Raw genomic sequence first — 24,337 nt, 5'->3', positions numbered from 1 at the left:
TGCCGCACCGCACCGTGCCGCACCGGCGTCGGTGCCGGGACCGGGAACGGCGGCCGGCGCCGTCGTGACCGGCCCGCGGTCCGCGGCGGCCGCGACCGCGGCGGGGCGTGCGTCGTCGGCTGCCGGACCAGGGAGGGCACACATGCGCATCGCATTGCTCACCGAGGGTGCCCACCCGGAGGCGCGGAGCGACGCGCGGGAGTGGCGCGACCGGCTCGTCCGCGGCCTGCCCGGCCACGACTTCGAGGAGTACGTGCTCACCCGCACCGCCGCCGAGCAGCGGCACTGCGAGGAAACGCCACCCGGAGGGCGCCCGGTGCACGCCCAGCCGCTGTGGGGCGTGCCCGCGGGCCGCGCCGGGACCGCCCGGGGCCGGGCCGGCCGGCGGTTCCTCGCGCACTACCGCGACCTGGCGGCGGCCACGGCCGCGTCGGCCGCGGCACCGCGGCCCGCCGCCCCGGCGCCCCGGAACGGCCCGGGCCGAGGAACGGAGCAGGGAACGGAGCAGGGGCCGGACCGGGCCCCCGGCAGCCGTGGCGGCGAGGCGGACCGTTTCGCCTCCGGGTTGTACGGACTCGCCGAGCTGGCCGGGGAGGGCACCGCGCTTCCCGGCCTCCTGCGCGGCGAGGCCGCACTGGCCGTCCTGGAGGACGCCTGGCGCGCCTGCGGGCCGACCGTCGAGGACCTGCTCGTCGTGAACACGGCCGTGGAACGGGCGCTGCGCCCCCTGTCCGCCCCCTGGTACGGCCGGCCCGCCCCCTCCTCCCGGAGGGGGCCCGCACTGGTCCGGGCGGACCTGTGCCACGCGTTCGTCGCGGGGGCCACCGCCCTGCCGGCCCTTCCCGGACTCCTGGCACGCCACTTCTTCGGCGTCCCCCTCCTCCTCACCGAGCACGGCTCGGCGCTGCGGGGCCAGTACCTGGCGCAGGCGCGCAGCCGGCTGCCGCGGCCGGTGCGGGCCCTGACGTCCGCCTTCCACCGCCTCCTCCTCCAGGAGGCCTACCACCGGGCCGCGCTCGTGACCTGCGACCACGCCCACACCCGGCGCTGGCAGGAGCGGTGCGGCGCCGACCCGGGCCGGCTGCGCACCGTGCACCCGGGGACCGACCCGGCCCCGTTCCGCGCGGTGGCGGAGGCGGCCGAGGACGCCGCACGGCTCCCCGCCCCCGAGGACCGCCCCCCGGACCCGGGGCGGCCGGCGACGGTCGTGTGGACCGGCCGCATCGGACCGGCCCAGGACCCGGCGGGAGCGCTCCGCGCCTTCGCCGAGGTCCGCGGCAGGATGCCCCGGGCGCGGCTGAGGATCGTCGGCCCCGTGGCGGAGGAGGCGGACGAGGAGTACCTGGCGCACTGCCGCGAGCTGGCCGCCCGACTCTTCCCCGACACCCCGCCCGGTGCGGAGGCGGGGGAGCCCGGGGACGGTCCGGGCGACGGCCCGCCCGTGGTGTTCGAACGCTCGGACGTCCCCGACGGCCCCCACGCCGCCGACGTCTGCGCCTCGGGCGACGTCGTCGTCCCGGCCGGTTCCGGAGCCGGCGACTTCCCCCGGGAACTGGTCGAGGCGATGCTCTGCGGGCGCGCCACCGTGACGCCCGACGCCGGCGCGGCGCGCGAGGTGGTCGGCGGCACCGGGCTGGTCGTCCCGCCGCGCAACCCCCGGGCCCTGGCGGCTGCCTGCCTGGCACTGCTCGCCGACCCCGCCAGGGCGGCCAGGCTGGGAGCGGCGGCCAGGTCCCGCGCCCTCGAACTGTTCACCGCGGAGCGCACCGCCGCCGCCTTCCAGGGCCTCTACCTCGAACTGGTCTCGCACGCCCCGGCCCCGCAGCACCGGGACGCACCCGGGCCCGGCGCGGCACAGCGGCCCTTCGCCCGGCCCGCCGAGGCACGCCTCCCCGGGCGCTGGGCCCGGACCGGTGCCCGCGCACAGGACCGCGCGGACGCCGGGGCCGGGGCCGAGCGGTTCCACCCGGGCCCGGACGCCCGTCCGCGCGCCCTCGCCGGGCCGGGGGGCGGAGACCGGTGAGCCGGGCGCAGCAGCCGCCCGCGCGCTGCCTCCCGGCGAGCGGGCCGGTGTCGGACGGGACGGCGGCGAGCGGGACGGCGGCGGACGGGACGACGGCGGAAGGGACGACGGCGGACGGGACGACGGACCGGCACCGCCCGGGCGCGGAGCCCCGTCCCCCGGGCGCGGAGCCCCGTCCCCCGGGCGCGGAGGACCGGCCCCCGGTTCCGGCGGGACGGCCCGCGGACCCCGTCACCGTGCTGATCGACCGCTACCGGCGCCTGTGCGGCCGGGCCGTCGATCCGCTGGAGATCGCCGCCGCGCTGGAGGCCGTCGGCGTCACCGACCGCGTCGCGGCGCGCTTCCGGCACCGCGACGTCTTCTCCCTGGCCGAGGAACTCCACGCGCGGGTGCCCCGCGACGACGGCCCGGGCGGTGCCGGTGACCCGGGCGTTGCCGACGGCCCGGCCGTTGCCGGCGTTCCGGCCGGTGCCGGCGGGCGGGGGGCGCGGGCCGGCCGACGGGTCCTGGGGCTGCCGTGCCGCCGGACGGTACCTGCTGCCCGGTGCGGCCTGCGCCGGCGCGGCCGTCGTCCTGCCCGGGTCGGTGGCCGTTGGGCACGGGCCCCGGGTGCTCCTCCCGTACGCCGCGGCCACGGTGGTGATCGCGGCGGCCCTGGCGCTGTGCCTGCGCCGGGGCCCGCTGCGGGCCCCCGGCGGCGGGCAGGCCGGCGGCGCCCTGTGCACCGGGTGGCTGCTGGGTTTCGCCGTGGCCGGCGGGGACCTGCTGGCCGTCCTCCTGGGCGCCCCGCGCCCCGCGCGGCCGTTCTCCTCCACCGCGCTGACCGTGCTGACCGCGCTGGCCCTCGCGGTGGGGCCCGCCGCGCTGTCCGCCCGCCGCTTCGCCGCCCGGGCCGCCGCCCAGCTGGGCCGCAGCCGCGGCCTGGAGGAGTTCGCGGCCGGGGTGCGGCCGCTGTTCGCCGCCGCCACCGCGGCCTTCGGGCTGGCCCTGGCGGCCCTCCTGGCCGCCGCACACCTGCTCGCCGCACACCTGCTCGCCGGCCGGTCCGTACCGGCCGGCGTCCTCGCCGGGGCCGCGGCGCTGGGCCTCCTGCTCTTCCTCGCCCGGCTGCTCGCCGTGCACGGCTTCCCCGGGGCCGGGGCCGCCGCCTGCGCGGCGGCCTGCGCGGCCGAGGCCGCGGCCCTGGCCGTCGCCGGGCTGCACCGGCTCCCCGCAGTGGAACCCCGCCTCCGTCCGGTGGCCGAGTTCCTGCACGACCTCGGGCCCGGCGGCGTACAGGCCGCCGCATGCGGCTCCGCAGCGCTGGCCCTGGCGGCCGGCGCGTGCCGCGTACTGGCCCGTGCATCGGCCCACCGCGCCGCCGCAGGCGCCGGGCCGGCCGGCCCACCGGCTTCGCCACTCCCCAAGGAGCTGTTCACATGACCGACCATCCGAACCGTCCCCGCAGGGCGCACGTGAGGGACGGGGGCGCACGATGAGGGTGCTGCTGCTCGGCGCCGACGGGTTCATCGGACGCCACGTGGCCGACCGGCTGCTCGCCGACCCCGCGGTCCAGCTCACCACGCTCGGCCGCCGGGACGAGGCCGACGTGCGGTTCGACCTGTCCACCGGCAGCCCCGGGGCGCTCGCCCGCTTCCTGGACGCGGTCCACCCGGGCGTGGTCGTCAACTGCACCGGCGCCATGGCCGGCACCGCCCAGGACCTGACGCGGAACAACACCGTCGCCGTGGCCACCGTCTGCGAGGCGCTGCGCCGCAGCGGCTGCGGCGCACGGCTGGTCCAGGTGGGCTGCGCGGCCGAGTACGGCCCCTCGCCGGTCGGCTCCTCCACCGGGGAGGAGGCCCTTCCGCGGCCGGGCGGCGCCTACGGCGTCAGCAAGCTCGCCGGCACCGAGCTCGTCCTGGGTTCCGGGCTCGACGCGATCGTCCTCCGCGTGTTCACGCCGGTGGGTCCCGGCACCCCCACCGGGACCCCGCTGGGCCGCGCCGCGGACATCCTGCGCCGGGCCATGCAGCACGGCGAGGGGGAGGTCCGGATCGGCGGCCTGTCCGTGCTCCGCGACTTCGTCGACGTCCGCGACGTCGCCCGCGCCGCCCACGCCGCCTCCCTGTCCGCGGCGCAGGGGGTGGTGAACATCGGGGGCGGCCGCGCCGTGCGGCTGCGCGACGCGGTCTGCACGCTCGCCCGCGTCGCCGGCTACGAGGGCCCCGTCTCGGAGACGGACGACCCGGGCCACCCGGACCAGGCGGGGCCCGCCCCCGACGGCTGCGGCCCCTGGCAGCAGGCGGACGTGCGGACCGCCCGCGACCGCCTCGGCTGGCGCCCCCGGATCGCGCTGGAGGAGTCGCTGGCCGACGTGTGGATGGAGGCGGCGTGCCGGATCTGACGGCCGGGCCCGCGGGAACCGCCCGCGGGCCCGGCTGTTTCCGTCCCGCATCCCGGGACGGGAATCCCGGGATGCGGGACGAAGTCGCCGGGGCCTCGCCCTCCGGGCCTCCGGGGCGCTTCCCGGGGCCGGTATCGCGATGCGGGCGGTCCGTGTCTCGCCCATCGGACCGGGTGTCTTGGAATGCCGACGGGCGTGGCAGTGTTACGGCTGAACGACCGTACTTCCACCGACCAACGGAGCCCCAGTGTCGCTGCCACCCCTGGTCGAGCCGGCTGCCGAGCTCACCGTCGACGAGGTCCGCAGGTACTCCCGCCACCTGATCATCCCGGACGTCGGGATGGACGGGCAGAAGCGGCTGAAGAACGCCAAGGTCCTGGCCGTCGGCGCCGGGGGCCTTGGCTCCCCGGCCCTGATGTACCTCGCCGCCGCAGGCGTGGGCACCCTGGGCATCGTGGAGTTCGACGAGGTCGACGAGTCGAACCTCCAGCGGCAGATCATCCACAGCCAGGCGGACATCGGCCGCCCCAAGGCCGAGTCCGCCCGGGACACCATCCAGGGCATCAACCCCTACGTGCAGGTCAACCTCCACCAGGAGCGGCTCGACAGCTCCAACGTGATGGAGATCTTCTCCCAGTACGACCTGATCGTGGACGGCACGGACAACTTCGCCACCCGCTACCTGGTCAACGACGCCTGCGTGCTGCTGAACAAGCCGTACGTGTGGGGCTCGATCTACCGCTTCGACGGCCAGGCGTCGGTCTTCTGGTCCGAGCACGGCCCGTGCTACCGCTGCCTCTACCCGGAGCCCCCGCCCCCCGGCATGGTCCCCTCCTGCGCCGAGGGCGGCGTCCTGGGCGTCCTGTGCGCCTCGATCGGCTCGATCCAGACCAACGAGGCGATCAAGCTCCTGGCCGGCATCGGCGAGCCGCTGGTCGGCCGCCTGATGATCTACGACGCCCTGGAGATGAACTACCGCCAGGTCAAGGTCCGCAAGGACCCCGAGTGCGCGGTCTGCGGCAAGAACCCGACGGTCACCGAGCTCATCGACTACGAGGCCTTCTGCGGCGTCGTGTCGGAGGAGGCCCAGGAGGCCGCCATGGGCTCGACGATCACTCCGGCGCAGCTGAAGGAGATGATCGACGCGGGCGACGACATCGACATCATCGACGTCCGCGAGCCGAACGAGTACGAGATCGTCAGCATCCCGGGCGCGCGGCTGATCCCGAAGAACGAGTTCCTGATGGGCAGCGCCCTCGGCGACCTGTCGCAGGACAAGAAGATCGTCCTGCACTGCAAGACCGGCGTGCGCTCCGCCGAGGTGCTGGCCGTCCTGAAGTCCGCGGGCTTCTCCGACGCCGTCCACGTCGGCGGCGGCGTCATCGGCTGGGTCAACACGGTCGAGCCGCACAAGCCGGTGTACTGACCGGCCCCCGGCCCCCCGGCGCAGCAGAACGGGCCCGCGGCTCCGATCCGGTCGGAGCCGCGGGCCCGTTCTGCGGCTCAGACCCGCGTGGCGTTGCGGTCGAGGACGGCCCGCAACCGGTCGACGTCCGCCGGTTCCGCGGCGCCGCGCTTGGGGAGGACGACGATGCCGACGCCGTGCTTGTCGGGCGTCATCAGCACGAAGAGGGCGGCGGTCTCCGTGTACCGGGTGAGCATCGGCCACCGGTGCGTCGTCTCGCTGTCCCGCGAGACGACCCGCACCCCTGCGTCGTCCACGACGGCCCGGAACTCCCCCTGCGGGGCGACCATCCGGTGCACCTGACGCCCCTGCAGGGCGGGTACCAGCAGGTACATGCCGATGGAGAGGGTCGGTGACGCGAGGCAGAGCACGGTCATCCGGAGGCTGGGCTCCTCCGACACCGCGAGGTACATGGCAAAGGCGCCCAGGACGACGACCGTACTGGCCAGGAGGATCCGGCTCTGCAGCCGCCCCGCCGGCGTGGCCCGCATCCGCGCGCGGATCGCCTGCGTCGCATCCGCGGTCGTCGGCACGTAGGCCAACTCCACGATGCTCGTCTCCTGCACGGTTCCTCCCGGGACGTGGCGGCGTAGAGCCGGGATCGTAGCGCGGCCCTCCGACGGCCGGGGCCCCGGACCTGCGCCGCGCGTACTCCTCGACCGCGGCCCGCGGACCACCGTCGGGCACGGCGGCCCGCACCCGTTCGCGCAGGTCGTCGGCGGGATGCCCGGACCGCCCGGCGAGGATATGCGCGAGGACCGGCAGGGCGTCGTCGTGGAGCCGGAGGCGGAGGGTGCGCAGGGCCGGCTCGGTGCGGGGCGACGGGGGCCGCCGCGGGCTTCCGTCCCGGGGCCCGCCTCACAGGGCGACGAGTGTCACCTCGGTCGCCTTCACGCTCGCCCACATCCGCGCGCCCTCCGCGACGCCGAGTTCCGCCGCCGAGGCCGGGGTGATCTCGGCGATCACGTCGAAACCGCCGGGTCCGCCGGTCCCGCCGGTCCCGCCGGACCCGTCCTCCGGGGCGCCCGCGGTCAGCAGTACTCGCAGGCGGCTGCCCAGTGCGGTGACCTCCCGCACCGTCCCCGGCCACGCGTTGCGGGGGCTGCTGCCCGCCGCGGGCCGCCCGCGGTGCAGGGCGACGGCCTCCGGCGCGACCACGGCCAGGGCGGGGGAGCCCGCCGGCAGCGGCTCGGCGGCCACCAGCCGGGTCCCGCCCGGCAGGGCGACGCCTCCGTCGGCGGCCGTTCCCGTCCAGGCGTTGCGGCCCAGCATGCGGGCCACCCACGGGGAACGGGGGTGGCGGGCGATCTTCGCCGGCGCCGCCTCCTGCACGGCCCGCCCCTCCTCCAGCACGAGGATGCGGCCCGCCAGGGACAGCGCCTCCACCGGGTCGTGGGTGACGACCAGGCACACGCCGCCGAACCCGGCCAGGTGCTCCCGCAGGGCGTGCCGCACGTGCGCCCGGGCCGTCTGGTCGAGGGCCGCCAGCGGCTCGTCGAGCAGCAGCAGCCGGGGGCGGGCGGCGAGGGCGCGGGCGAGCGCCACGCGCTGTGCCTGGCCGCCGGACAGGGCGGCAGGACGGCGCCCGGCCAGCCGGCCCACCCCGAGGCGGTCCAGCCACTCCTGCGCCTCGCGGTGCGCCCGCGCCCGGGGAACGCCCTGGGCGCGCAGCCCGTAGGCGGTGTTGGCCAGGGCCGTCAGGTGGGGGAACAGTGCCCCGTCCTGCGGCACCCAGGCGATGCCGCGCCGGTGCGGGGGGAGGGGGGAGACGTCCCGGCCGCCGATCAGCAGGGGCCGGGCGGCGGCGCGGCCGGTGATCCCGAGCAGGGCGCGCAGCAGCGTGGTCTTGCCCGCCCCGTTGGGGCCGACCACGGCGACCGTCGTCCCGGCGCCGACATCGAGGGAGACCTCGGTGGAGCCGGTCACCTCCGCGCGCAGGGACGCCGCCCCCGCGTGCTCCCCGGGCCCCGCCGGGCCGCCGGACGGCAGGGTGGACGACGGGGTGGGCGGCGGGGCGGCGGCACGGGGCGCGGCGGGAGGGACGGCGGCCTCGGCGTCCTCGACGGCCCCGGTGCCCTCGGGCGTCCCGGCGGCCCCGGCGGTCCCGGCGTCGTCCGCGGGTGTGCCCGCGCCGGGGCGCGGGCGCGCGTCGCGCACGGCCCCGGCCCCGGCCCAGCGGCCGCGCAGGGCGACCAGGACGGCCAGGGCGACGGCCAGCAGGAGCAGGGAGACCGCCGTCGCGCCCTCCGGGTCGTCCTGCAGCAGCAGGTAGACCTGGAGGGGAAGGGTCTGGGTGCGTCCGGGGAGGTTCCCCGCGAAGGTGATGGTGGCCCCGAACTCGCCGAGCGCCCGGGCCCAGCACAGTGCGGCGCCCGCCGCCAGGCCGGGCGCGACCATGGGGAGGGTGACGGTGCGGAAGACCCGCAGCGGCGACGCGCCGAGCGAGCCCGCCGTCTCCTCGTAGCGGGGGTGCAGGCCGGCCAGGGTCCCCTCCAGGCTGATCACCAGGAACGGCAGGGAGACGAACGCCGCCGCCACCACCGCGCCCGCCGTGGAGAACGGCAGGGTGACGCCGAACCGGTCCTCCAGCACCCCGCCCAGCAGCCCCCGCCGCCCGAAGCCGCTCAGCAGGGCCACGCCGGCCACGGTGGGCGGCAGCACCATCGGCAGCAGGACCAGCGAGCGCACCACCGCCCGGCCGGGGAACTCGGTGCGCGCCAGCACCCAGGCCAGCGGGACGCCCAGCAGCAGGGAGAGGAGCAGTGCCCAGCCGAGACGAGCAGCGACAGGGAGAGGGCCCGGGTGACGGCGGGGTCGGTCAGCCGCGCGGCCAGGTCCGGCCAGGGCGCGCGGACCAGCACCCCGGCCAGGGGCACCAGCAGGAACGCCACGGCCGCCGCCGCGGGCAGCAGCAGGGCCGCGGGGGCGCGCCGCACGCGGCTCACCGGTCCCGCGGTTCGCGGAAGCCCGCCTCGCGCAGCAGCTCGCGGGCTGTCCCGCCGCCGAGCCAGGCCACGAAGTCGGCGGCCTCCCGGGGGTGCTCGGAGGAGGTCAGGACGGCGGCCGGGTAGCGGGCGACGGCGTTGTCGTCGTCGGGCAGGGCGACCGTGTCGACCTTCCCCGCCGCGGCGGCCGCGTCCGTGGCGTACACCAGGCCGGCGTCGGCCTCGCCGAGCTCGACCTTGCTCAGCACGGCCCGCACGTTCGGCTCCTCGGAGACCGGCCGCACCGTCACGCCCTGCGCCTTCAGTACCTGCCGGGCGTACCGGCCGGCCGGCACCTGCGGGGCGGCCAGGACTACCTTCAGGTCCGGGTCGGCGAGGTCGGGCAGCCCGTCGACGCCCTCGGGGTTGCCCTTCGCGGTGACGAGGGCGAGCCGGTTCTCGGCGATCACCCGTGGGGCCCCGACCTCGTCGCCCAGCCCGTCCATGGTCGCGGTGTCGGCGGTGACCAGGACGTCGGCGGGCACCCCCTGGCGGACCTGCGCGGCGAGTTCCTGGGAGCCGGCGAAGGAGAACTCCACCGAGGTGCCGGGCCGGGCCTCCTCGTAGGCGTCGCCGGCCTTCTCGAAGACGTCGGTGAGGGACGAGGCGGCCAGGACGGTCAGGACGGTGCCGCCGGAGCCGGCCCGGTCCCCGTCGTTCCCGCCGCCCCCGCAGCCGACCGCGGCGAGGAGGAGCAGGAGCGCGGCCGGCAGCGCCGCGCGGCGGCGTGCGGACCGTACGGCTGTCGTGGTCATCTCGGCTCCCGGGACGTCTGGGCGGGACACGTGGCGGTGCGGCGGCGCGGCGCGGCGGTGCGGCGCGGCGGTGCGGGGCGGGGCTGCGGGGCGGGGCTGCGGGGCCATCCGTTACAGGGCGCCCTTGCGGGTCAGCCAGCTGAAGGCGGCCCAGCCCGGCAGCACGGGGCCCAGGAAGGTCAGCATCCGGAACAGCAGCACGGCCGGGGTGGCGATCTCCTTCGGCACGCCGAAGGTGATCAGCCCGGTGATCAGCGCCAGTTCCACCGCGCCCACGCCGCCGGGGGTCGGGGCCGCCGACCCCACCGCGTTGCCGGCCAGGTAGACCACCGCGACCGCGGTGAAGCTGATCTCCCCGCCGAAGGCCGCGACCGACGCCCACAGGCACACCACGAACGACAGCGTCAGCAGCAGCACGCCGCCCATGCCCACGGCCAGCTTCATCGGCCGCTGCACCAGGTCCAGCATCCGCGGCACCACGCCGGCGAACAGCGACCGCAGGCGCGTGGAGACGAACCGCCGCAGCGGCGGACCGCCGTGATCACCAGGGCCAGCACCCGCCGCCGTCAGCAGCCCGGCGATCACGGCCCGGGACGGCGACAGGGACGGGGTGTGCTCGGTGCCCGTCAGGTAGCCGAAGAACATCAGCAGCAGGATCGTGCCGCCCAGGCCGGCCAGCTGGGAGGCGCCGACGCTGGCCACCGCCAGCCCGGAACGCACCCCCGACCGCTGCAGGAAGCGGGTGTTCAGCGCCACCCCGCCCACCGCGGGCGGGGCCACCAGCTTCACGAACGAGCCCGCCACCTGCGCCAGCACCGTCCGCACGAACGACAGCTTCTCCGGCACGAAACCGATCAGGTTCAGCGCCGCCGCCACGTAGCTCACCGCGGCGCCGAGGAGCGCGACGGCCGCCCACGCCCAGTTCGCCCCGGTGATCATCGAGCCCTTCGTCTGGGCGATCTGGGAGAGCAGGAAGTACACCGCGAACGCGCCCGCGATCATGGTGACCAGGGTGCGCGGCCGGATCCGCTCCAGGCGGGCCGGCTCCACCGGGGCCTGGGGGCGGATCCGCAGCACCTGCTGGCGGATCTGCACCAGCAGGTCCTCCTCGCGGGCCTCCTCCAGGGCCTCCTCGATCGCCCGCTTCTCCGCGGCGCGCCGGGCCCGCGCGGCCTTGCGGTCGGCCGGGCCTCCGTGTCCGCGCCGCCGGCCCGGGACGCCTCCACGACCGCCTCGCGCTCGCGCCGGGCCCGCTCCTTGTTCAGCCGGCTCAGGGTCGCCCGGGTGACGCGGCTCAGCGCGATCGGCTGCAGCAGCGGCAGCGCGTCGGCCACCGCGTCCGGGCCCAGCACCTTCACCGCCGAGGCCACCGAGCGCTCCGGGCCCACCCGCAGCGCCAGCGTCACCAGCAGCTGCCACGTCCATGCGCAGCACCAGGTCGCCGGCGGCGATCTCCCCGCCGCGCAGGTTCATCACGTACGGGACCCCGTCCCCGTCCACCAGCACCGACTCGCCGACGAGCCGGCGGTGGGCGATCCGCCGCGACTGCAGGGCCTGCACCTGCCGCCACACGCGCTCCGTCAGGCCGTCGGTGATCTCCTCGTCGGCCAGCTGGTCCAGGGTGCGCCCGCCGATGTGCTCGTAGACGAGCATCACGGCGTCCGGGCCCAGCTCGGAGGTGGCGATCAGCTTCGGCGCGTTGGCGCCCGCGGCGATCGCCGCGTAGGACAGCAGCGCCTCCTGCTCCAGCGTCTGGCGCAGCGACTGCAGGCTCCGCCGCTGGGTGATCCCGCGCAGCTGCATCCGCCGCCACAGCCGGTAGAAGAAGCCGGACGCCTGCTGCTCGCGGTCCACGACCGTCACGTCCAGCGGCGGCCCGTCCTCCATCTCCACCAGGTAGCGGCGGCCCCTCTCGGTGGCGTCCCCGGCCTCCGGGCCCTCGTCGGCGCGCTGCGCGTGGACGGGGCGGAAGCCCACGCGGCGCAGGCCGGCCAGCAGGGTCTGGCCGGTCGGCTGCACGTTGGGGGAGCCGACGGCGTAGACGGTGCCGTAGGCCACGGTCCAGCCGATGAGCACGGTCGTGACGATCGAGAACGGCGTGCTGTAGCCGCCCACCAGCACCGCGAACGCGTCGAGGACGACGACGCTCCACAGCACCGCCCGCCACCTCGGCCTGCGGGACAGGCCCACGGCCGTCATGTAGGCGATGACCGGGGCGAGGTAGCCGTGCACCGGGTCGGTGAACCCGCCGGTGGGGGCCGGCTGGGTGAGCGCGTTGTCGATCGACTGCGGGGCGCTGCCGGTCACCCACAGGTCCGTCAGCAGCGACACGCCGTGCGCCAGGACCGCGGCCAGCACGCCGTCGGCCACCCGCAGCCCGTCCCGCTTGATCAGCCGCTCCACGGCGAACACCACCGGCACCACCAGCACCGCCACGCTCGAGGCGAAGCCCGTGATGCTGATCAGCAGCGGCGGCGCCTGGGACGTCCCCTTGCCGATGTCCTGCTCCAGCCCCTCCGTGGTGCCCTGCGCCACACCGGCGATCACCAGCACCGCCGCCACCCCGAGCAGGCCCAGGAGGAAGCGGATCAGGTCGGAGGGGCGGTGCGCGCGGGGCGGCAGCAGCGGCTCGTCGACCGAGACGCGTTCCGACGCGGCGCGGCCGTCCGCCGCGCCGCCCCCGGTGCCCGCCGCGTCGACGGTGTTCGCCGCGTCCGGGACGCCCGCGGCGCGTTTCCCGCCGTTCTCCCGGGGGCCCTCCCCGGCGCCCTTCCTTCCGGCGACGGCGCCGTCGGGAAGGGACTCCCGGACGGTGCCGTGCGCAGCGGTGTGCGCCGGGTCACGCTCCTGCACGTGGTCCGCCTTCGTCTCGGTCGCGGGCAGGAGGGCGGTCTCCGCACCCTGCTCGGTCGTCTCGTCTCGGTCTCGTCTCACCAGTCACCGCCCGGAAGATGGTGGCACGGGCGGGGGGCCGGAGGCGGCACGAGGGTGCGGATCGTGACCTGCCGGACAGTGACCCGTTGTCCGCGGCATGGGGCAGGATGTCCCGGATGAGCATGGACGAGGAGGATCCCGGCGACCGGCTGCCGGACTTCGCCGAGCGGGTGCTGGACCTGGCCGAGCGCATCCCGCCCGGCCGGGTCATGACCTACGGCGACGTCGCGGAGTGGCTTCAGGAGGGCGGGCCCAGGCAGGTGGGCCGGGTGATGGCGCTGTACGGCGGGGCCGTGCCGTGGTGGCGCGTGGTGCGCGCGGACGGCGTGCTGCTGCCCGGCCACGAGCAGCGCGCCCTGGAGCACTACCGTGCCGAGGGGACCCCGCTGCGCGGGAGCGGCCGCACCGGCCGCGGCAGCCTGCCCCGCCTGGACACGGCCCGCGCCCGCTGGGACGGACGCCACGACGACCCCGGCACCTGCCCGGCGCACGACGGACGGCCGACGCACGGCGGACAGGGGGCGCGCGGCGGACGGGGGGCGCGCGACGCGCAGGGGCGTACGGGTCCGGACGGCCCCCCGGGGCACCCGGACGGCTCCGCGTGACGACGAACCGCTCTCCACAACTCCAAGCTTCCGCTCTCGGACGACGGATCGCGCAACGGTTCCGTCCCGGAGGGGCCTACCCCTCCCGGGCGCCCGTCACCCTCCGTCGGCAGCCCTTCGTCCGCCGCCCCGCGGGTGCCGCCCCCGCGGCGGGCGCCGCGCCCCGCGCCCACCGGTGCGGGTAGCCTCCGCACCGACCGCCAGACCCACAGGACCGATCGCCCCCGTGACCTCCACCACCGTCTCCGCCCCGCCGTCCGCCCCGTCGCCCTACCGGCTCGTCCGCACCCCGCCCGCGCGGGCCGCCGCGCCCGCGCTCGACCCCTCCCAGCGGGCCGTGGCCGGCCACGGCGACGGGCCGCTGCTGGTCCTGGCCGGACCGGGCACCGGCAAGACCACCACCCTGGTGGAGACCGTGGCCGAGCGCGTCCGCCGCGGCACCGACCCCGAGCGCATCCTCGTCCTGACCTTCAGCCGCAAGGCCGCGGTGGAGCTGCGCGACCGCATGGCGTTGCGGCTCGGCGACGCGGCCGGCCCGCAGGCCACCACCTTCCACTCCTTCTGCTACGCCCTGGTCCGCGCCCACCAGGACCCCGAGCTGTTCACCCACCCCCTGCGCCTGCTCTCCGGCCCGGAGCAGGACGTCGTCGTGCGCGAGATGCTGGCCGGCGAGGTCGAGCTGGAGCGGAAGGGCCTGGGCGGCGTGCGCTGGCCCGACGAGCTGCGCGCCTGCCTGACCACGCGCGGTTTCGCGGACGAGGTGCGCGCCGTGCTGGCCCGCAGCCGCGAACTCGGCCTCGGCCCGGACGCGCTCGCCGCGTTCGCCCGCCGCACCGGCCGGCCGGACTGGGCCGCGGCGGCGGACTTCCTGGCCGAGTACCTCGACGTCCTCGACGCGCAGGGCGTCCTGGACTACGCCGAGCTGGTGCACCGCGCCGTCCTGCTGGCCGAGGAGGACGGCGTCGCGGACGAACTGCGGGCCCGGTACGACCTGGTGCTGGTCGACGAGTACCAGGACACCGACCCCGCCCAGGTCCGCCTCCTGCACGCCCTGGCGGGCGGCGGACGCACCCTGGTCGCCTTCGGCGACCCCGACCAGTCGATCTACGCCTTCCGCGGCGCCGACGTCAACGGCATCCTGCAGTTCCGCACCGACTTCCCCCGCGCCGACGGCACCCCGGCCGACGTGCGGGTGCTGCGGGTCTCCCGCCGCGCCGGCCCCCGCCTGCTCGCCGCCACGCGCGAGATCGCCCGGCGCATGCCGCTGACCCGCCTGCCCGCGCAGGCGGTGCGCGCCCACCGCGAACCCCGCCCGGCCCCGCTCCCGGACGGCGCCCGCGACACGAGCCGGGTCGAGGTCCTCACCTACCCGACCCCCGGGGCGGAGCTGGACGGCATCGCCGACCTCCTGCGCCGCGCGCACCTCGAGGACGGGGTGCCGTGGAGCGGGATGGCCGTCCTGGTGCGCGCCGGCGCCCGGTCCATCCCCGGTGTGCGCCGCGCGCTCACCGCGGCCGGCGTCCCCCTGGAGATCGACGGCGACGACCTCCCACTGCGGCACGAGCCCGCCGTGGCCCCGCTGCTCCTGGCCCTCCGCCTCGCGGCCGAGGCCGCCGCCCCGTCCCCGGCGGGCCTCCTCCCCGGAGCCCGCCCCGCCGGGGACGCCGGAACCGCCGGGGGCGCCGGGACCGCCGAGGGCGCCGGTGAACCCGCCGGGGACGCCGGGGACGTGCGCCCGGGGGAGCAGGAACAGGAAGGGACGGCCCAGGGCGCGGCCACCGCCCCCCGGCGGGGAAGGATCTCCGCGGAGGACGCCCTGACCCTCCTCACCTCGCCGCTCGGCGGCATGGACGCCGGCGACCTGCGCCGTCTCGGCCGCGCCCTGCGCGAGGAGGAGCGCGCCGCCGGCGCCGCCGCCGTGCCGCCCTCCGACGAGCTGATCGCGCAGGCGCTGGCCGAACCGGAGCGCCTAGTCGTCCACGAGGACGCCTACGCCCGCCCCGCCCGGCGGCTCGGCCTGCTGCTGCGTTCCGCCCGCGACCTGCTGGCGGCCGGCGGCTCGGCCGAGGAGGCGCTGTGGCACCTGTGGGACGGCACCCCGTGGCCCGCCCGGCTGGAGCGCGCCTCCCGCCGGGGCGGCGCGGCGGGCCGCAACGCGGACCGCGACCTGGACGCGGTCTGCGCGCTGTTCGAGACCGCTGCCCGCGCCGAGGAGCGCAACGGCGGGCGCGGCGCCCTGAACTTCCTGGAGGAGCTCGCCCGGCAGGACATCGCGGCCGACGTCATCGGCCGCCGCACCGTCCGTCCGGACGCCGTCCGGCTGATGACGGCGCACCGCTCCAAGGGCCTGGAGTGGCGGGTCGTGGTGGTCGCCGGCGTCCAGGAGGGGCTGTGGCCGGACCTGCGCCGCCGCGGCTCCCTGCTGGAGGCCGACCGCATCGGCCGCGACGGCCTGGCCGAGCCCCTGGGCCAGGGCGCCCTTCTCGCCGAGGAGCGCCGCCTGTTCTACGTGGCCGCCACCCGGGCGAAGGAACGCCTGGTGGTCACCGCGGTCAAGGCCGCCGCCGAGGACGGCGACCAGCCGTCCCGCTTCCTCACCGAACTGGGCGTGGAACCGGTCGACGTCACCTCCCGGCCCCGCCGCCCCCTGGCGGTGTCCGCCCTGGTCGCCGAGTTGCGCGCCACCACCGTCGACCCGGCCGCGTCCCCCGGGTTGCGCGACGCCGCGGCCCGCCGCCTCGCCCGCCTCGCCGCCCTGCGCGACGACGACGGCCACCCCCTGGTGCCCTCCGCCCACCCGGACCGCTGGTGGGGACTGAACGAGCCGACGCACGCCAAGGACCCCGTCCGGCCCCCCGGCCTGCCCGTCGCCCTGTCCGGCAGCGCGCTGGAACAACTGGCCAACACCTGCGCCCTGCAGTGGTTCCTGGGCCGGGAGGTGCGCGCCGACACCCCGTCCACGGCCGCCCAGGGCTTCGGCAACGTCGTCCACGTCCTCGCCGACGAGGTCGCCTCCGGCCGGGCCCCCGCCGACCTCGACGTCCTCATGGAACGCCTCGACTCGGTCTGGGACGCCCTCGCCTTCGACGCGCCGTGGAAGTCGGCCCAGGAACGCGGCCAGGCCCGCGACGCGCTGGAGCGCTTCCTGCGCTGGCACGTCATGGAACGCGGCCGCACCCCCGTCGCCACCGAGCACGAGTTCGACGTCACCCTCGGAGCCGGCGACGTCGAGGTGCGGGTGCGCGGCAGCATGGACCGGGTCGAGGAGGACGCCGAGGGCCGCGCCTACGTCGTGGACTTCAAGACGGGGAAGGCCCGGCCGACGAAGGGCGAGGTCGCCCGCCACCCGCAGCTGGCCGTCTACCAGCTGGCCGTGCGCTCCGGCGCCGTCGACGACCTCTTCGGCGGACGCCGCCCCGAACCGGGCGGCGCGGAACTGGTGCAGCTGCGGCAGCCCGCCACGGGCCGCGACGGGCAGGCCGGCCTGCCCGTCGTCCAGTCCCAGGAGCCGCCCGCCGACGGCTGGGCCGAGGAACTGCTGGCCACCGCCGCGGGCCGGGTCCTCGGTGAGAACTTCACCCCGGCCACCGGCAACCACTGCACCCGCTGCTCGTTCCACCGCGTGTGCAGCGCCCGCCCGAGGGCCGCCACACCGTGGATTGACCGCGCCCTGCGGCCGGCGGTCGGTGGCCCGCGCCCCGCGCGCCCCTACCCGGGGCGTCTCCGCAGGCTCAACCTGGGCGGTTCGAGCTGTGCTCCTGCAGCCAGCACTGCAAGGTGGTCGGCGAAGCTTTCCGTGAACGGGTCGGGTCGGCCCGGAGACGTGCCACCCCGTCCGTGTCGATTCCGTGACGGCCGGCCCGGCCCGGACCGCGGGGCCCTACAGTGGCTCGCAGTTGCAGACACCCCAGGCGCGGGTGAACTCCGCAGCCGCCTATCGGGAGCCCTTTCGTGACCACTGCCGCCCGCCGTCCCCTGCAGGACTTCCGCCTGATCGTCACGGGCGGAGGGACCGGTGGCCACACCTATCCCGCTCTGACCGCGATCCGCACGTTGCAGGCCCGCCTCGCGGCGGACGGCAGGACGCTCGACGTGCTGTGGATCGGCACTGAGGAGGGACTGGAGGCCCGGGTCGCCCCGGCCGAGGGCATCCCGTTCACCACGGTCGCCACGGGCAAGATCCGCCGTTCCGGCAATCCTCTCAAGATGGCCGGCCCGGCGAACATGAAGGACATGGCCCGGGTGCCGCTCGGCGTGGCGCAGGCGCGGAAGGCCATCAGTGATTTTCGGCCGGATGTTGTCCTCGCCACCGGCGGGTACGTTGCCGTCCCTGCGGGGCTGGCTGCTCGGTTGTGCCGGCGTCCGCTGGTGCTGCACGAGCAGACCGTCCGCCTCGGGCTGGCGAACCGCAGGTTGGCGTCCTCGGCGACGCGTATCGCGGTGTCGTCGGAGTCGACGCTGCCGCTCCTGCCGGAGGCTGCGCGTTCCGCGGCGGTCGTCACCGGGAATCCTGTGCGCTCCGAGGTCCTGTCGGGGCAGGCCGGCAAAGCCGTTGAGGCGCTGGGGCTGCACGGTTTCGACCGGCAGCTCCCGACTCTCTACGTCACGGGCGGCGCCCAGGGTTCCCAGCAGATCAACGGCGTTGTCCGGGACTTGCTGCCGTGGCTGCTGGAGCGCGCGAACGTGGTGCACCAGTGCGGCCCGGACAATGTTGAGGGCCTGCGGCAGTACGCGGCGGCCCTGCCCGCAGGGTTGGCGGGCCGGTACCACCTCACCGGGTTCGTCGGCCCGGAGCTGCCCGACGTCCTCGCGCTCGCCGATGTCGTGGTCTCCCGCAGCGGCGCCGGCACGCTCGCCGAGCTGACCGCCCTCGGCAAGCCGGCCGTGTTCGTCCCGCTCGCCTCCTCCGCGGGGAACGAGCAGGCGCACAATGCCAGGCACCTGGAGGAGTCCGGTGCGGCCGTGGCCCTGCTCGGCGAGGTCACTGCCGACACTCTTCGGGACGCGGTCGGGCCGCTGCTGACGGATCCCGCGCGGCGGGGTGTGATGGCGGAGCGGGCCCGGGCACACGGACGGCCGGACGCGGCGGACAGGCTTGTCGACGTGATCCTGTCCGCCGCGTCCGGCTGACCGGCCCGGGGCCGGGCTCCTACGGGAGGTGGCGGGCGGCGCCGTCGACGACCAGGCCGACGACGGCGGCGAACGCCTCCGGGCCTTTCCCCCACGGGTCGGGGACGTCCCCGTCCGCGAGGTAGAGGCCGAGCTTGGGCGCGGTGTGTTCGTCGGCCAGGTCGTGGAGGGCGGCAAGGTTGCCGGTGTCCATCGCGAGGACGGCGTCGGCCCACTCCAGCAGACCGGGAGTGACGTGCGCGCCGCGGTGGGCGGTGAGGTCGTAGCCGCGGGTTGCCGCGGCGGTGGCCATCGCGGGGTGGGCCGGGTGCCCGGCCCACTTGTCCCGGGTGCCGGCCGACCGTACCTCGACGGCGGGGCCGCCGAGCTCGGCGAGGACGGCGGCGGCCAACGGCGAGCGGCAGTGGTTGCCGAGGCAGACGGTCAGCAGGCGCCGCGGCCGGTCGGCGGTCACCGGGCCGTCCCCTGCGTCAAGGCTTGCCGCAGCTCGTCCGCGACCCGGGTGATGTCGGTGTCTGTGAGGTGCTGGTGGAACGGCAGGGTCATGATTTCCCGGCCTACCTGCTCGGTCACCGGCAGAGGCCGGCGCCACTGGGCGAACGCGGGTTGCAGGTGGTTCGGCGGGTAGTGCGTGCCGACGCCGATGCCGCGCTCCCGCAGGGTGTGGAACACGCGGTCCCGGTCGTGCAGGACGCGAACCGCGCACAGGTGGGGGACGGAGCGGTCCACGTCGACGTCGATCAGGGCGAGACCCGGCACGTCCTGCAATGCGGCGGAGTAGGCCCGCCACAGGGCCCGGCGCTTGGCTTCTGCCTGCGGGAAGTGCGCGAGCTGGGCGATACCGATCGCGGCGTTCAGGGAGGACATCTGCGCCCTCAGGCCGAACCCGTCAACGGTGTAGGTCGTTGTCTTCGCGCGCCGGGCCGGGGATTCAACGATGCCCAGGCCACGCAGGCGACGGCAGATGTCGGCCTCCTGCGGTGTACGCGGCACGAGCATGCCGCCGAGTCCGCAAGTGAGGTTCTTGATCGGGCCGAAGGAGAAGCACGTCAGGGCGCCGGTCGCCCCGACACGGCGGGTGCCCTGGTGGGAGCCGAAGGCGTGCGCCGCATCCTCAACGATGCTGATGCAGCGTTCGGCCAGCGTCGGCTGCGCGTCGGTGAGGTCGACGGCCCGGCCGCCGTAGAGGACGGGCAGGACCGCGCGGGTGTGCGACGTCAGGGCGTCCAGCACCTCCTGGCTCTCGACGCACAGCGTGCGCGGGTTGACCTCGATGAAGCGGGGCCGGGCCCCGACGGCGAGGACAGCCTGCACGGTCGCGCAGAACGTGAACGAGGGGACGATCACTTCGTGCCCGGGCCCGACGCCGGCGGCGAGCAGGGCGATGTGGAGCGCGGTTGTGCCGGAGGCGACCGCGACGGTGTCTGCGACGCCGAGGAACCGGGCGATGCGTGTCTCGAACTCGTCGGTGATGCCGCTGTGGTTGTACTGGCCGCTGCGCAGGGCCTCGAGTACTGCGGCTTCCTCCGGGCCGTGGATGAAGGGGCGGGCGTTCTGGCCGACGCCCGCCTGAGCCGTCATGGTCATCACGTTGTCCCTTCGCCGGCGGCCAGGGTCTCGATGTACTTGGTCAGGCGGACTCCGGGCCTGTACTGGAGTCGGTCGTGGTCGACGGGGAGTCCGAACAGGCCTTTGAGGAACTGTCCGACAAGGTCTGCGCCGGCCGCCTCGCTCGCCGGGAAGCCGCCGGCGATCCGGGCGTTCACCTCGGTCATGACGACCTGCTGCGGCCTGTCCTCGCAGATGAATCCCTGCACGCAGCACACCCCGGTCGCGCCGACGGCGGCCAGCGTCGCCCTGACGTGTTCCTCCACCTTCCGATGGCGGAACGTGCTGCTCACCACGGCCAGGCCGCCCTTGACGAGCAGCCGGTGCCGCAGGATCACCGATGCCCGACCGGAGCGGTCCACGAGACAGTCCGCGGTGAACTCCCGGCCTTTCAGCTGTTCTTGGACGATGGGCTCCGGCACCGGTTCGCACAGGACCCGCGCCTGGTCCTTGGTCCGGCAGAAGTGCACGCTCTGTGCGCCCTGCCCGCACCGCGGCTTGACGACCAGCGGGTGCCCGTCGAGGGCTTCGTCGATCTCGTGCGGCAGGAAGGTGCGGGGGGTGGGGATGCGGTGCTCGGTGAGCACCTGGTGGAAGGCGGCTTTGTCGGTGCAGGCGTCCACCGCGCGCTGGTCCGGCAGCCACGTTCTCACGCCGAGGCCGGCCAGGGGGCGACGGAGCGCGACGAGCTTCGAAAGTTCCTGCTCGACGGTGGACACGATCGCGTCGGGCCTGAGTTCACGGCACAGCCGGAGCAGGTCGGCGCCGTAGTCGGGATGACCCGCAGGGACCGCGGTGTACGGGGTGGTGTCGGGCAGCAGCAGGCCCGGCGCCAGCGGGTTCGCGTCCGTGCCGATGACGTGGCAGCCGAGCCGCAGCAGGCTCCTGGACAGGTCGAACCCCGGAGCGCCGCCGACCCCGGTCACGAGGATGCGCCACGGTTGTTTCCGCGCGTCGGTGGGCATGTCGGCCTCACGCCCCGGCCATGGCAGGGAGGCTGACCCGGGACGAGGGGGCGTGTGGTTTGCGGAGCAAAGGCGCCCAGCGGCCGGGGTTGTTCCTGTACCACTGTGCTGTCTCCGCGATCCCGTCCTCCAGCGGGCGTACCGGCTTGTAGCCGAGGCTGTTGGCGATCTTCGACCAGTCCATCGCGTACCGCAGGTCGTTGGCCTGCCGGTCCGCCACGTACCGCACCGAGTCCCAGTCGGCACCGCAGATGCGCAGGATGATCTCGGTGAGTTGTCGGCTCGTCAGGTCCGTCCCGCCGCCGATGTTGTAGGTCTCGCCCGGGGTCCCTGCCCGCAGGACCAGCTCGATGCCCTGGCAGTTGTCCTCGACATGGAGCCAGTTGCGTACGTGCTCGCCGCGACCGTGGAGGGCGACCGTCCCGCCCATGAGGAGACGCGTGACGAACAACGGAATGATCTTCTCGGGGTGCTGGCAAGGACCGTAGTTGTTCGAGGAACGCGTCACGCACACGGGCACGCCGTAGGTCTGGAAGTACGAGAGCGCCACCAGGTCGCCGGCTGCCTTCGACGCGGCGTACGGGACGCTGGGCCGCAGCGGATCGGACTCTTTGGCCCAGCCGGACAGCAGTGACCCGTAGACCTCGTCGGTGGAGACGTGGACGATTTTCTGGGTGCCGAGCCTCCTGGCGGCGTCCAGGACCGTGTGGGTCCCCAGCACGTTCGTCGTCAGGAAGTTCCCCGCCTCGTAGAAGGAGCGGTCCACGTGCGACTCGGCCGCGAAGTGCACGATGGCCGTGTGCCGGCGGACCAGCTCGTCCACCAGGCCGGCGTTGAGGATGTTGCCCTTGACGAAGGTCAGCTTCGAGGAGAGGAACGCCTCGCCCAGGTTCTCGATGTGCCCCGCGTAGGTGAGGGCGTCGAGCACGGTCACCTCGGCCACGTCGTCGGCCTGCAGCAGACGCTTCACGAAGTGAGAGCCGATGAAGCCGGCCCCACCTGTGACGAGCACTTTGTCCATGAATCCTCCAGTGGCAGTGATGATGAGCCGGTAGGCGTGGTGCTCAGACCGCTCCGTCTCAGCGCGGGGCTGTCCGGGCCCGCGCCGAGCCGGAGTTCCTTGCAGGACTGAGGACACCGCATCGGCCCGGTGAGCCGGAAGGAAGCCGACGTCATCCCCGATGGCCCAGCTGTCATCCCTCCGTCATCCAGCTCGCCCGTTTCTTCCCGCGAACCGGCCTCGTTGGCGACACTGGGAGCGACCCGCACCGACCGAGAGGCGAAGCCGTGGTGAGCGATGTGGCGACCGGGCTGGATTACCTCGTCTCCCGTCATGGCGGGAGCGCAGCCGCGTTCCTCAGGCGGATTGCTGAACGGCACAAAGCGCTGGGGTTCGGGGCTTTGGCGGCGAACCGGCAGAAGCTCTCCCGGAGGAAGGCCGGCACGGTGCCCGACCGGTATACCCAACTGGCGATCGCCGATCTCACCGGTGTCAGCCGCAGTGACGTGCTGGACCTGGGGTGGCCGGGCTGGCTCGCCCTCGCGGTGCCCACGCACCCCCCAGCGTCCCGCCGCTCAACTCCAACCGCGCCGACAGTCTCAGGAAGAGCAGGTGGATCCGTGGAACGGCGTCGTTTCCTCATCACCGCAGCGGCCGGCAGCATGGCCTCGGCCCTCGCGCCCCCGCCCGCCGCCCGGGCGGCAACCGGCAGACGGGTCGGCGACAGTCTCGCAGCCCTCCACGAACAGCGGCTCACCGTACTGCGGCACTTGGACGACCGGATCGGCTCCGGACACGTCTACAACGCCGCGGTCCAGGAATTCGACATGATCACCGACACCCTCCGCACCGCTTCCTGCAGTGATGCCACCGGACGCCGTCTTCTCGCAGCCGCGGCCGACGCACAACGCGCGGCCGGCTGGACCGCCTACGACAGCGGCCACTCTGAGCGGGCCGAAGACCACTTCGCGGACGCGGCCGAGGACGCCTTGGCCGCCGGCGATCCCGAAGTCCTTGCGAACACCCTCGCCTTCTGGGCCATCAAGTGCTACTCCACCGGTGACCCACGCGCCGCGGTCTCCCTGGTGGAGGCGGCCTCCACCTACGCCACCGCCACCGGATCGGCCCGCATGAGCGCCATGCTGCACGCCCGTGCCTGCCGCGCCCATGCCCGAGCCGGGGACCCGCGTGCTTCCGACCGTGCGGCCAACGCGGCCCTGGACGCCTACCGCAACGCGATCCCGCTCGATGAGGATCTGCCCTCTCTGTACTGGGTCAACATCGGCGAGATCCACCAGCTCCTGGGCAGCTCGGCCCTCAACCTCGGTGACCCGGCCCGCGCCCTGCACCATTTTCAGCAGGCCGGCACCGCCGCGGCCGAGGCGTACAACGGTGACGCCTTCCCCCGCGGGGCCGCGATCTACTGCGCCCGGCAGGCCGAGGCGTACCTTGCCCTGCGCGACCTCGACCATGCGGTGGGCGCTGCCCAGCAGGCTGTCGAACGCCTGGGCGGCGTCACTTCCGCTCGCGGTAGTGCCACCCTGGCGGATCTGCGGTCCAAGCTCGTGGAACACCGGGCTGTTCCCGAGGTGCGTCAATTCCTTGAGCTCACCGCATGAGCCTGAGTGTCCGCCTGCCGCGTTCCTGCCAAGGCCCGGATCGGCGGTGGCGCCCACCGCATCGGTGGTTTTCTCAACACTGACGCAATACCGCCGGCCGGCCGAGACGATCCGACGCCGGCATGCCAAGCGTGACTGTCCAGGTGACATCAACACCTTCCTGGTCGTGGGCGACTACGTCTCCCGCGACCGGGACGACGCCTCCACGTATGCGGCAGACTCTGCGGCATGGTGCGTTTGCGGGTTCTCACGGCGGACGACTGGCCGCTGTGGCGGGAGGCACGCCTCGCCGCGCTGACCGAGGCGCCGCACGCGTTCGTCGCCCGGCTCGCCGACTGGCACCGGGGCGGGGAGGAGCAGTGGCGCGCCCGCTTCGCCACGCCCGGCGCCCACCACGTCCTCGCGGTGCTGGACGACGGCCGGACCGCCGGGATGGCCAGGGGCGTGCCCTCGGGCGGCGGTGTGTGCGAGCTGCGGTCGGTGTGGGTGGCCCCCGGGGCGCGGGGACGCGGCGCGGGGGGCCGGCTGGTGGCGGAGGTCGAGGCGTGGGCCCGGCGGTCGGGCGCCGCGGTGCTGAGGCTCACCGTGATCCCGGCCAACGAGCCCGCCGTCGAGCTGTACCGGCGCCACGGCTTCGTCCTCGCGGACGCCTCCGGCGCCCCGCTGCCCGACGGCACGGGCAGGGAGCTCGTGATGGTCAAGCAGCTCCGCCGACCGGGGCCGCGTGCCGGACGGACCCCTTCCGGCCCGCCGCGGGGCCGTCCGGCGTAGGCCGTCCGCGCGGGTCCGCCCCTGCGGCCGCCCGCCGCCGGGCAGGGCAGTGGCGGCCCGCGGGCGGGGCCGTCCGCGCGGGTCCCCCTGTC

The 24,337-nt window shown here is 75.6% G+C and carries 14 protein-coding genes and 3 pseudogenes; 9 read left to right on the top strand and 8 right to left on the bottom strand.

All coding sequences use genetic code 11. The features are described 5' to 3' along the window. The first annotated feature begins 142 nt into the window (after positions 1 to 142). The 4 genes from GQS52_RS08785 to moeZ all read left to right on the top strand — a co-directional run bounded on the left by GQS52_RS08785 (position 143) and on the right by moeZ (position 5,835). The gene (locus tag GQS52_RS08785) at positions 143 to 2,023 is read left to right on the top strand and encodes a glycosyltransferase (RefSeq protein ID WP_182312859.1); all 1,881 of its coding nucleotides are present in this window, start codon (positions 143 to 145) and stop codon (positions 2,021 to 2,023) included. Positions 2,024 to 2,632: 609 nt separating this feature from the next. Next, positions 2,633 to 3,445, top strand: a complete 813-nt coding sequence (locus GQS52_RS08780) for a hypothetical protein (protein WP_259370665.1) — start codon at positions 2,633 to 2,635, stop codon at positions 3,443 to 3,445. Positions 3,446 to 3,497: 52 nt separating this feature from the next. After that, on the top strand, positions 3,498 to 4,409 hold the full coding sequence (locus GQS52_RS08775) for an NAD(P)-dependent oxidoreductase (RefSeq protein WP_182312858.1): 912 nt from the start codon (positions 3,498 to 3,500) through the stop codon (positions 4,407 to 4,409). 247 nt (positions 4,410 to 4,656) lie between these two features. Next, positions 4,657 to 5,835: an adenylyltransferase/sulfurtransferase MoeZ gene (gene moeZ, locus GQS52_RS08770; protein ID WP_182312857.1), complete on the top strand. Its 1,179-nt coding sequence runs from the start codon at positions 4,657 to 4,659 to the stop codon at positions 5,833 to 5,835. Between the two features lie 77 nt (positions 5,836 to 5,912). Here the strand turns inward: moeZ and GQS52_RS08765 are convergent, their stop codons facing one another. From GQS52_RS08765 to GQS52_RS08750, 4 genes and pseudogenes are all read right to left on the bottom strand, one after another. Then, positions 5,913 to 6,440 carry a YcxB family protein gene (locus GQS52_RS08765; RefSeq protein WP_182312856.1) on the bottom strand — a complete coding sequence of 176 codons (528 nt, stop codon included), beginning with the start codon at positions 6,438 to 6,440 and terminating at the stop codon, positions 5,913 to 5,915. A 292-nt stretch (positions 6,441 to 6,732) separates the two neighbouring features. Then, positions 6,733 to 8,789: pseudogene (locus GQS52_RS08760) on the bottom strand (ABC transporter permease). Positions 8,790 to 8,815: 26 nt separating this feature from the next. Further along, on the bottom strand, positions 8,816 to 9,613 hold the full coding sequence (modA, locus tag GQS52_RS08755; protein WP_182312855.1) for a molybdate ABC transporter substrate-binding protein: 798 nt from the start codon (positions 9,611 to 9,613) through the stop codon (positions 8,816 to 8,818). A gap of 111 nt (positions 9,614 to 9,724) precedes the next feature. Beyond that, positions 9,725 to 12,262 (bottom strand): annotated as a pseudogene (locus GQS52_RS08750) (lysylphosphatidylglycerol synthase transmembrane domain-containing protein); the annotation flags it as partial. A gap of 401 nt (positions 12,263 to 12,663) precedes the next feature. Between GQS52_RS08750 and GQS52_RS08745 the strand changes: the two are divergent. The 3 genes and pseudogenes from GQS52_RS08745 (at position 12,664) to GQS52_RS08735 (ending at position 18,282) form a co-directional block, all read left to right on the top strand. Then, entirely contained in the window at positions 12,664 to 13,152 is a 489-nt protein-coding gene (locus tag GQS52_RS08745) for an MGMT family protein (RefSeq protein WP_275946457.1), read from the top strand. Positions 13,153 to 13,378: 226 nt separating this feature from the next. After that, positions 13,379 to 16,815, top strand: a pseudogene (locus GQS52_RS08740) (ATP-dependent DNA helicase). Between the two features lie 288 nt (positions 16,816 to 17,103). Continuing rightward, complete coding sequence (locus GQS52_RS08735) at positions 17,104 to 18,282, top strand: UDP-N-acetylglucosamine--N-acetylmuramyl-(pentapeptide) pyrophosphoryl-undecaprenol N-acetylglucosamine transferase (protein WP_259370664.1); 1,179 nt, start codon at positions 17,104 to 17,106, stop codon at positions 18,280 to 18,282. 19 nt (positions 18,283 to 18,301) lie between these two features. On the opposite strand, the gene GQS52_RS08730 is transcribed toward GQS52_RS08735, so the two are convergent. The 4 genes from GQS52_RS08730 to rfbB are packed head-to-tail and all read right to left on the bottom strand — an operon-like array spanning position 18,302 to position 21,876. Continuing rightward, complete coding sequence (locus tag GQS52_RS08730) at positions 18,302 to 18,736, bottom strand: low molecular weight phosphotyrosine protein phosphatase (RefSeq protein ID WP_182312853.1); 435 nt, start codon at positions 18,734 to 18,736, stop codon at positions 18,302 to 18,304. After that, positions 18,733 to 19,869, bottom strand: coding sequence for a DegT/DnrJ/EryC1/StrS family aminotransferase (locus GQS52_RS08725; RefSeq protein ID WP_182312852.1), 1,137 nt, complete (start codon positions 19,867 to 19,869; stop codon positions 18,733 to 18,735). The genes GQS52_RS08730 and GQS52_RS08725 overlap by 4 nt, the downstream gene beginning before the upstream one ends. Next, a complete protein-coding gene (locus GQS52_RS08720; protein WP_182312851.1) occupies positions 19,869 to 20,855 on the bottom strand; it encodes an ATP-grasp domain-containing protein in 987 nt (328 codons plus the stop codon). Before GQS52_RS08720 ends, GQS52_RS08725 begins: the two co-directional genes overlap by 1 nt. Before the next feature lie 7 nt (positions 20,856 to 20,862). Continuing rightward, a complete protein-coding gene (rfbB, locus tag GQS52_RS08715) occupies positions 20,863 to 21,876 on the bottom strand; it encodes a dTDP-glucose 4,6-dehydratase (protein ID WP_182312850.1) in 1,014 nt (337 codons plus the stop codon). 599 nt (positions 21,877 to 22,475) lie between these two features. Between rfbB and GQS52_RS08710 the strand changes: the two genes are divergently transcribed. Together GQS52_RS08710 and GQS52_RS08705 are read left to right on the top strand one after the other, a co-directional pair. Further along, positions 22,476 to 23,474: a transcriptional regulator gene (locus tag GQS52_RS08710; RefSeq protein WP_259370663.1), complete on the top strand. Its 999-nt coding sequence runs from the start codon at positions 22,476 to 22,478 to the stop codon at positions 23,472 to 23,474. A 228-nt stretch (positions 23,475 to 23,702) separates the two neighbouring features. After that, entirely contained in the window at positions 23,703 to 24,245 is a 543-nt protein-coding gene (locus tag GQS52_RS08705) for a GNAT family N-acetyltransferase (RefSeq protein WP_182312849.1), read from the top strand. Positions 24,246 to 24,337 lie beyond the last annotated feature (92 nt).

Source organism: Streptomyces sp. SCUT-3 (genome assembly GCF_014083985.1).
Lineage (GTDB): Bacteria > Actinomycetota > Actinomycetes > Streptomycetales > Streptomycetaceae > Streptomyces_H > Streptomyces_H thermolineatus.
Note: the sequence above shows the minus strand (reverse complement) of the source record. Positions and strands in the feature narration are given on the sequence as shown.

What these genes read in the sequence shown, in the direction of transcription:
- GQS52_RS08705 (WP_182312849.1), top strand. Translation starts at nt 23,703, where the DNA reads ATGGTGCGTTTGCGGGTTCTCACGGCGGACGACTGGCCGCTGTGGCGG.
- GQS52_RS08725 (WP_182312852.1), bottom strand. Translation starts at nt 19,869, where the DNA reads ATGACCATGACGGCTCAGGCGGGCGTCGGCCAGAACGCCCGCCCCTTC.
- GQS52_RS08775 (WP_182312858.1), top strand. Translation starts at nt 3,498, where the DNA reads ATGAGGGTGCTGCTGCTCGGCGCCGACGGGTTCATCGGACGCCACGTG.
- rfbB (WP_182312850.1), bottom strand. Translation starts at nt 21,876, where the DNA reads ATGGACAAAGTGCTCGTCACAGGTGGGGCCGGCTTCATCGGCTCTCAC.
- GQS52_RS08785 (WP_182312859.1), top strand. Translation starts at nt 143, where the DNA reads ATGCGCATCGCATTGCTCACCGAGGGTGCCCACCCGGAGGCGCGGAGC.
- GQS52_RS08745 (WP_275946457.1), top strand. Translation starts at nt 12,664, where the DNA reads ATGAGCATGGACGAGGAGGATCCCGGCGACCGGCTGCCGGACTTCGCC.
- modA (WP_182312855.1), bottom strand. Translation starts at nt 9,613, where the DNA reads ATGACCACGACAGCCGTACGGTCCGCACGCCGCCGCGCGGCGCTGCCG.
- GQS52_RS08720 (WP_182312851.1), bottom strand. Translation starts at nt 20,855, where the DNA reads ATGCCCACCGACGCGCGGAAACAACCGTGGCGCATCCTCGTGACCGGG.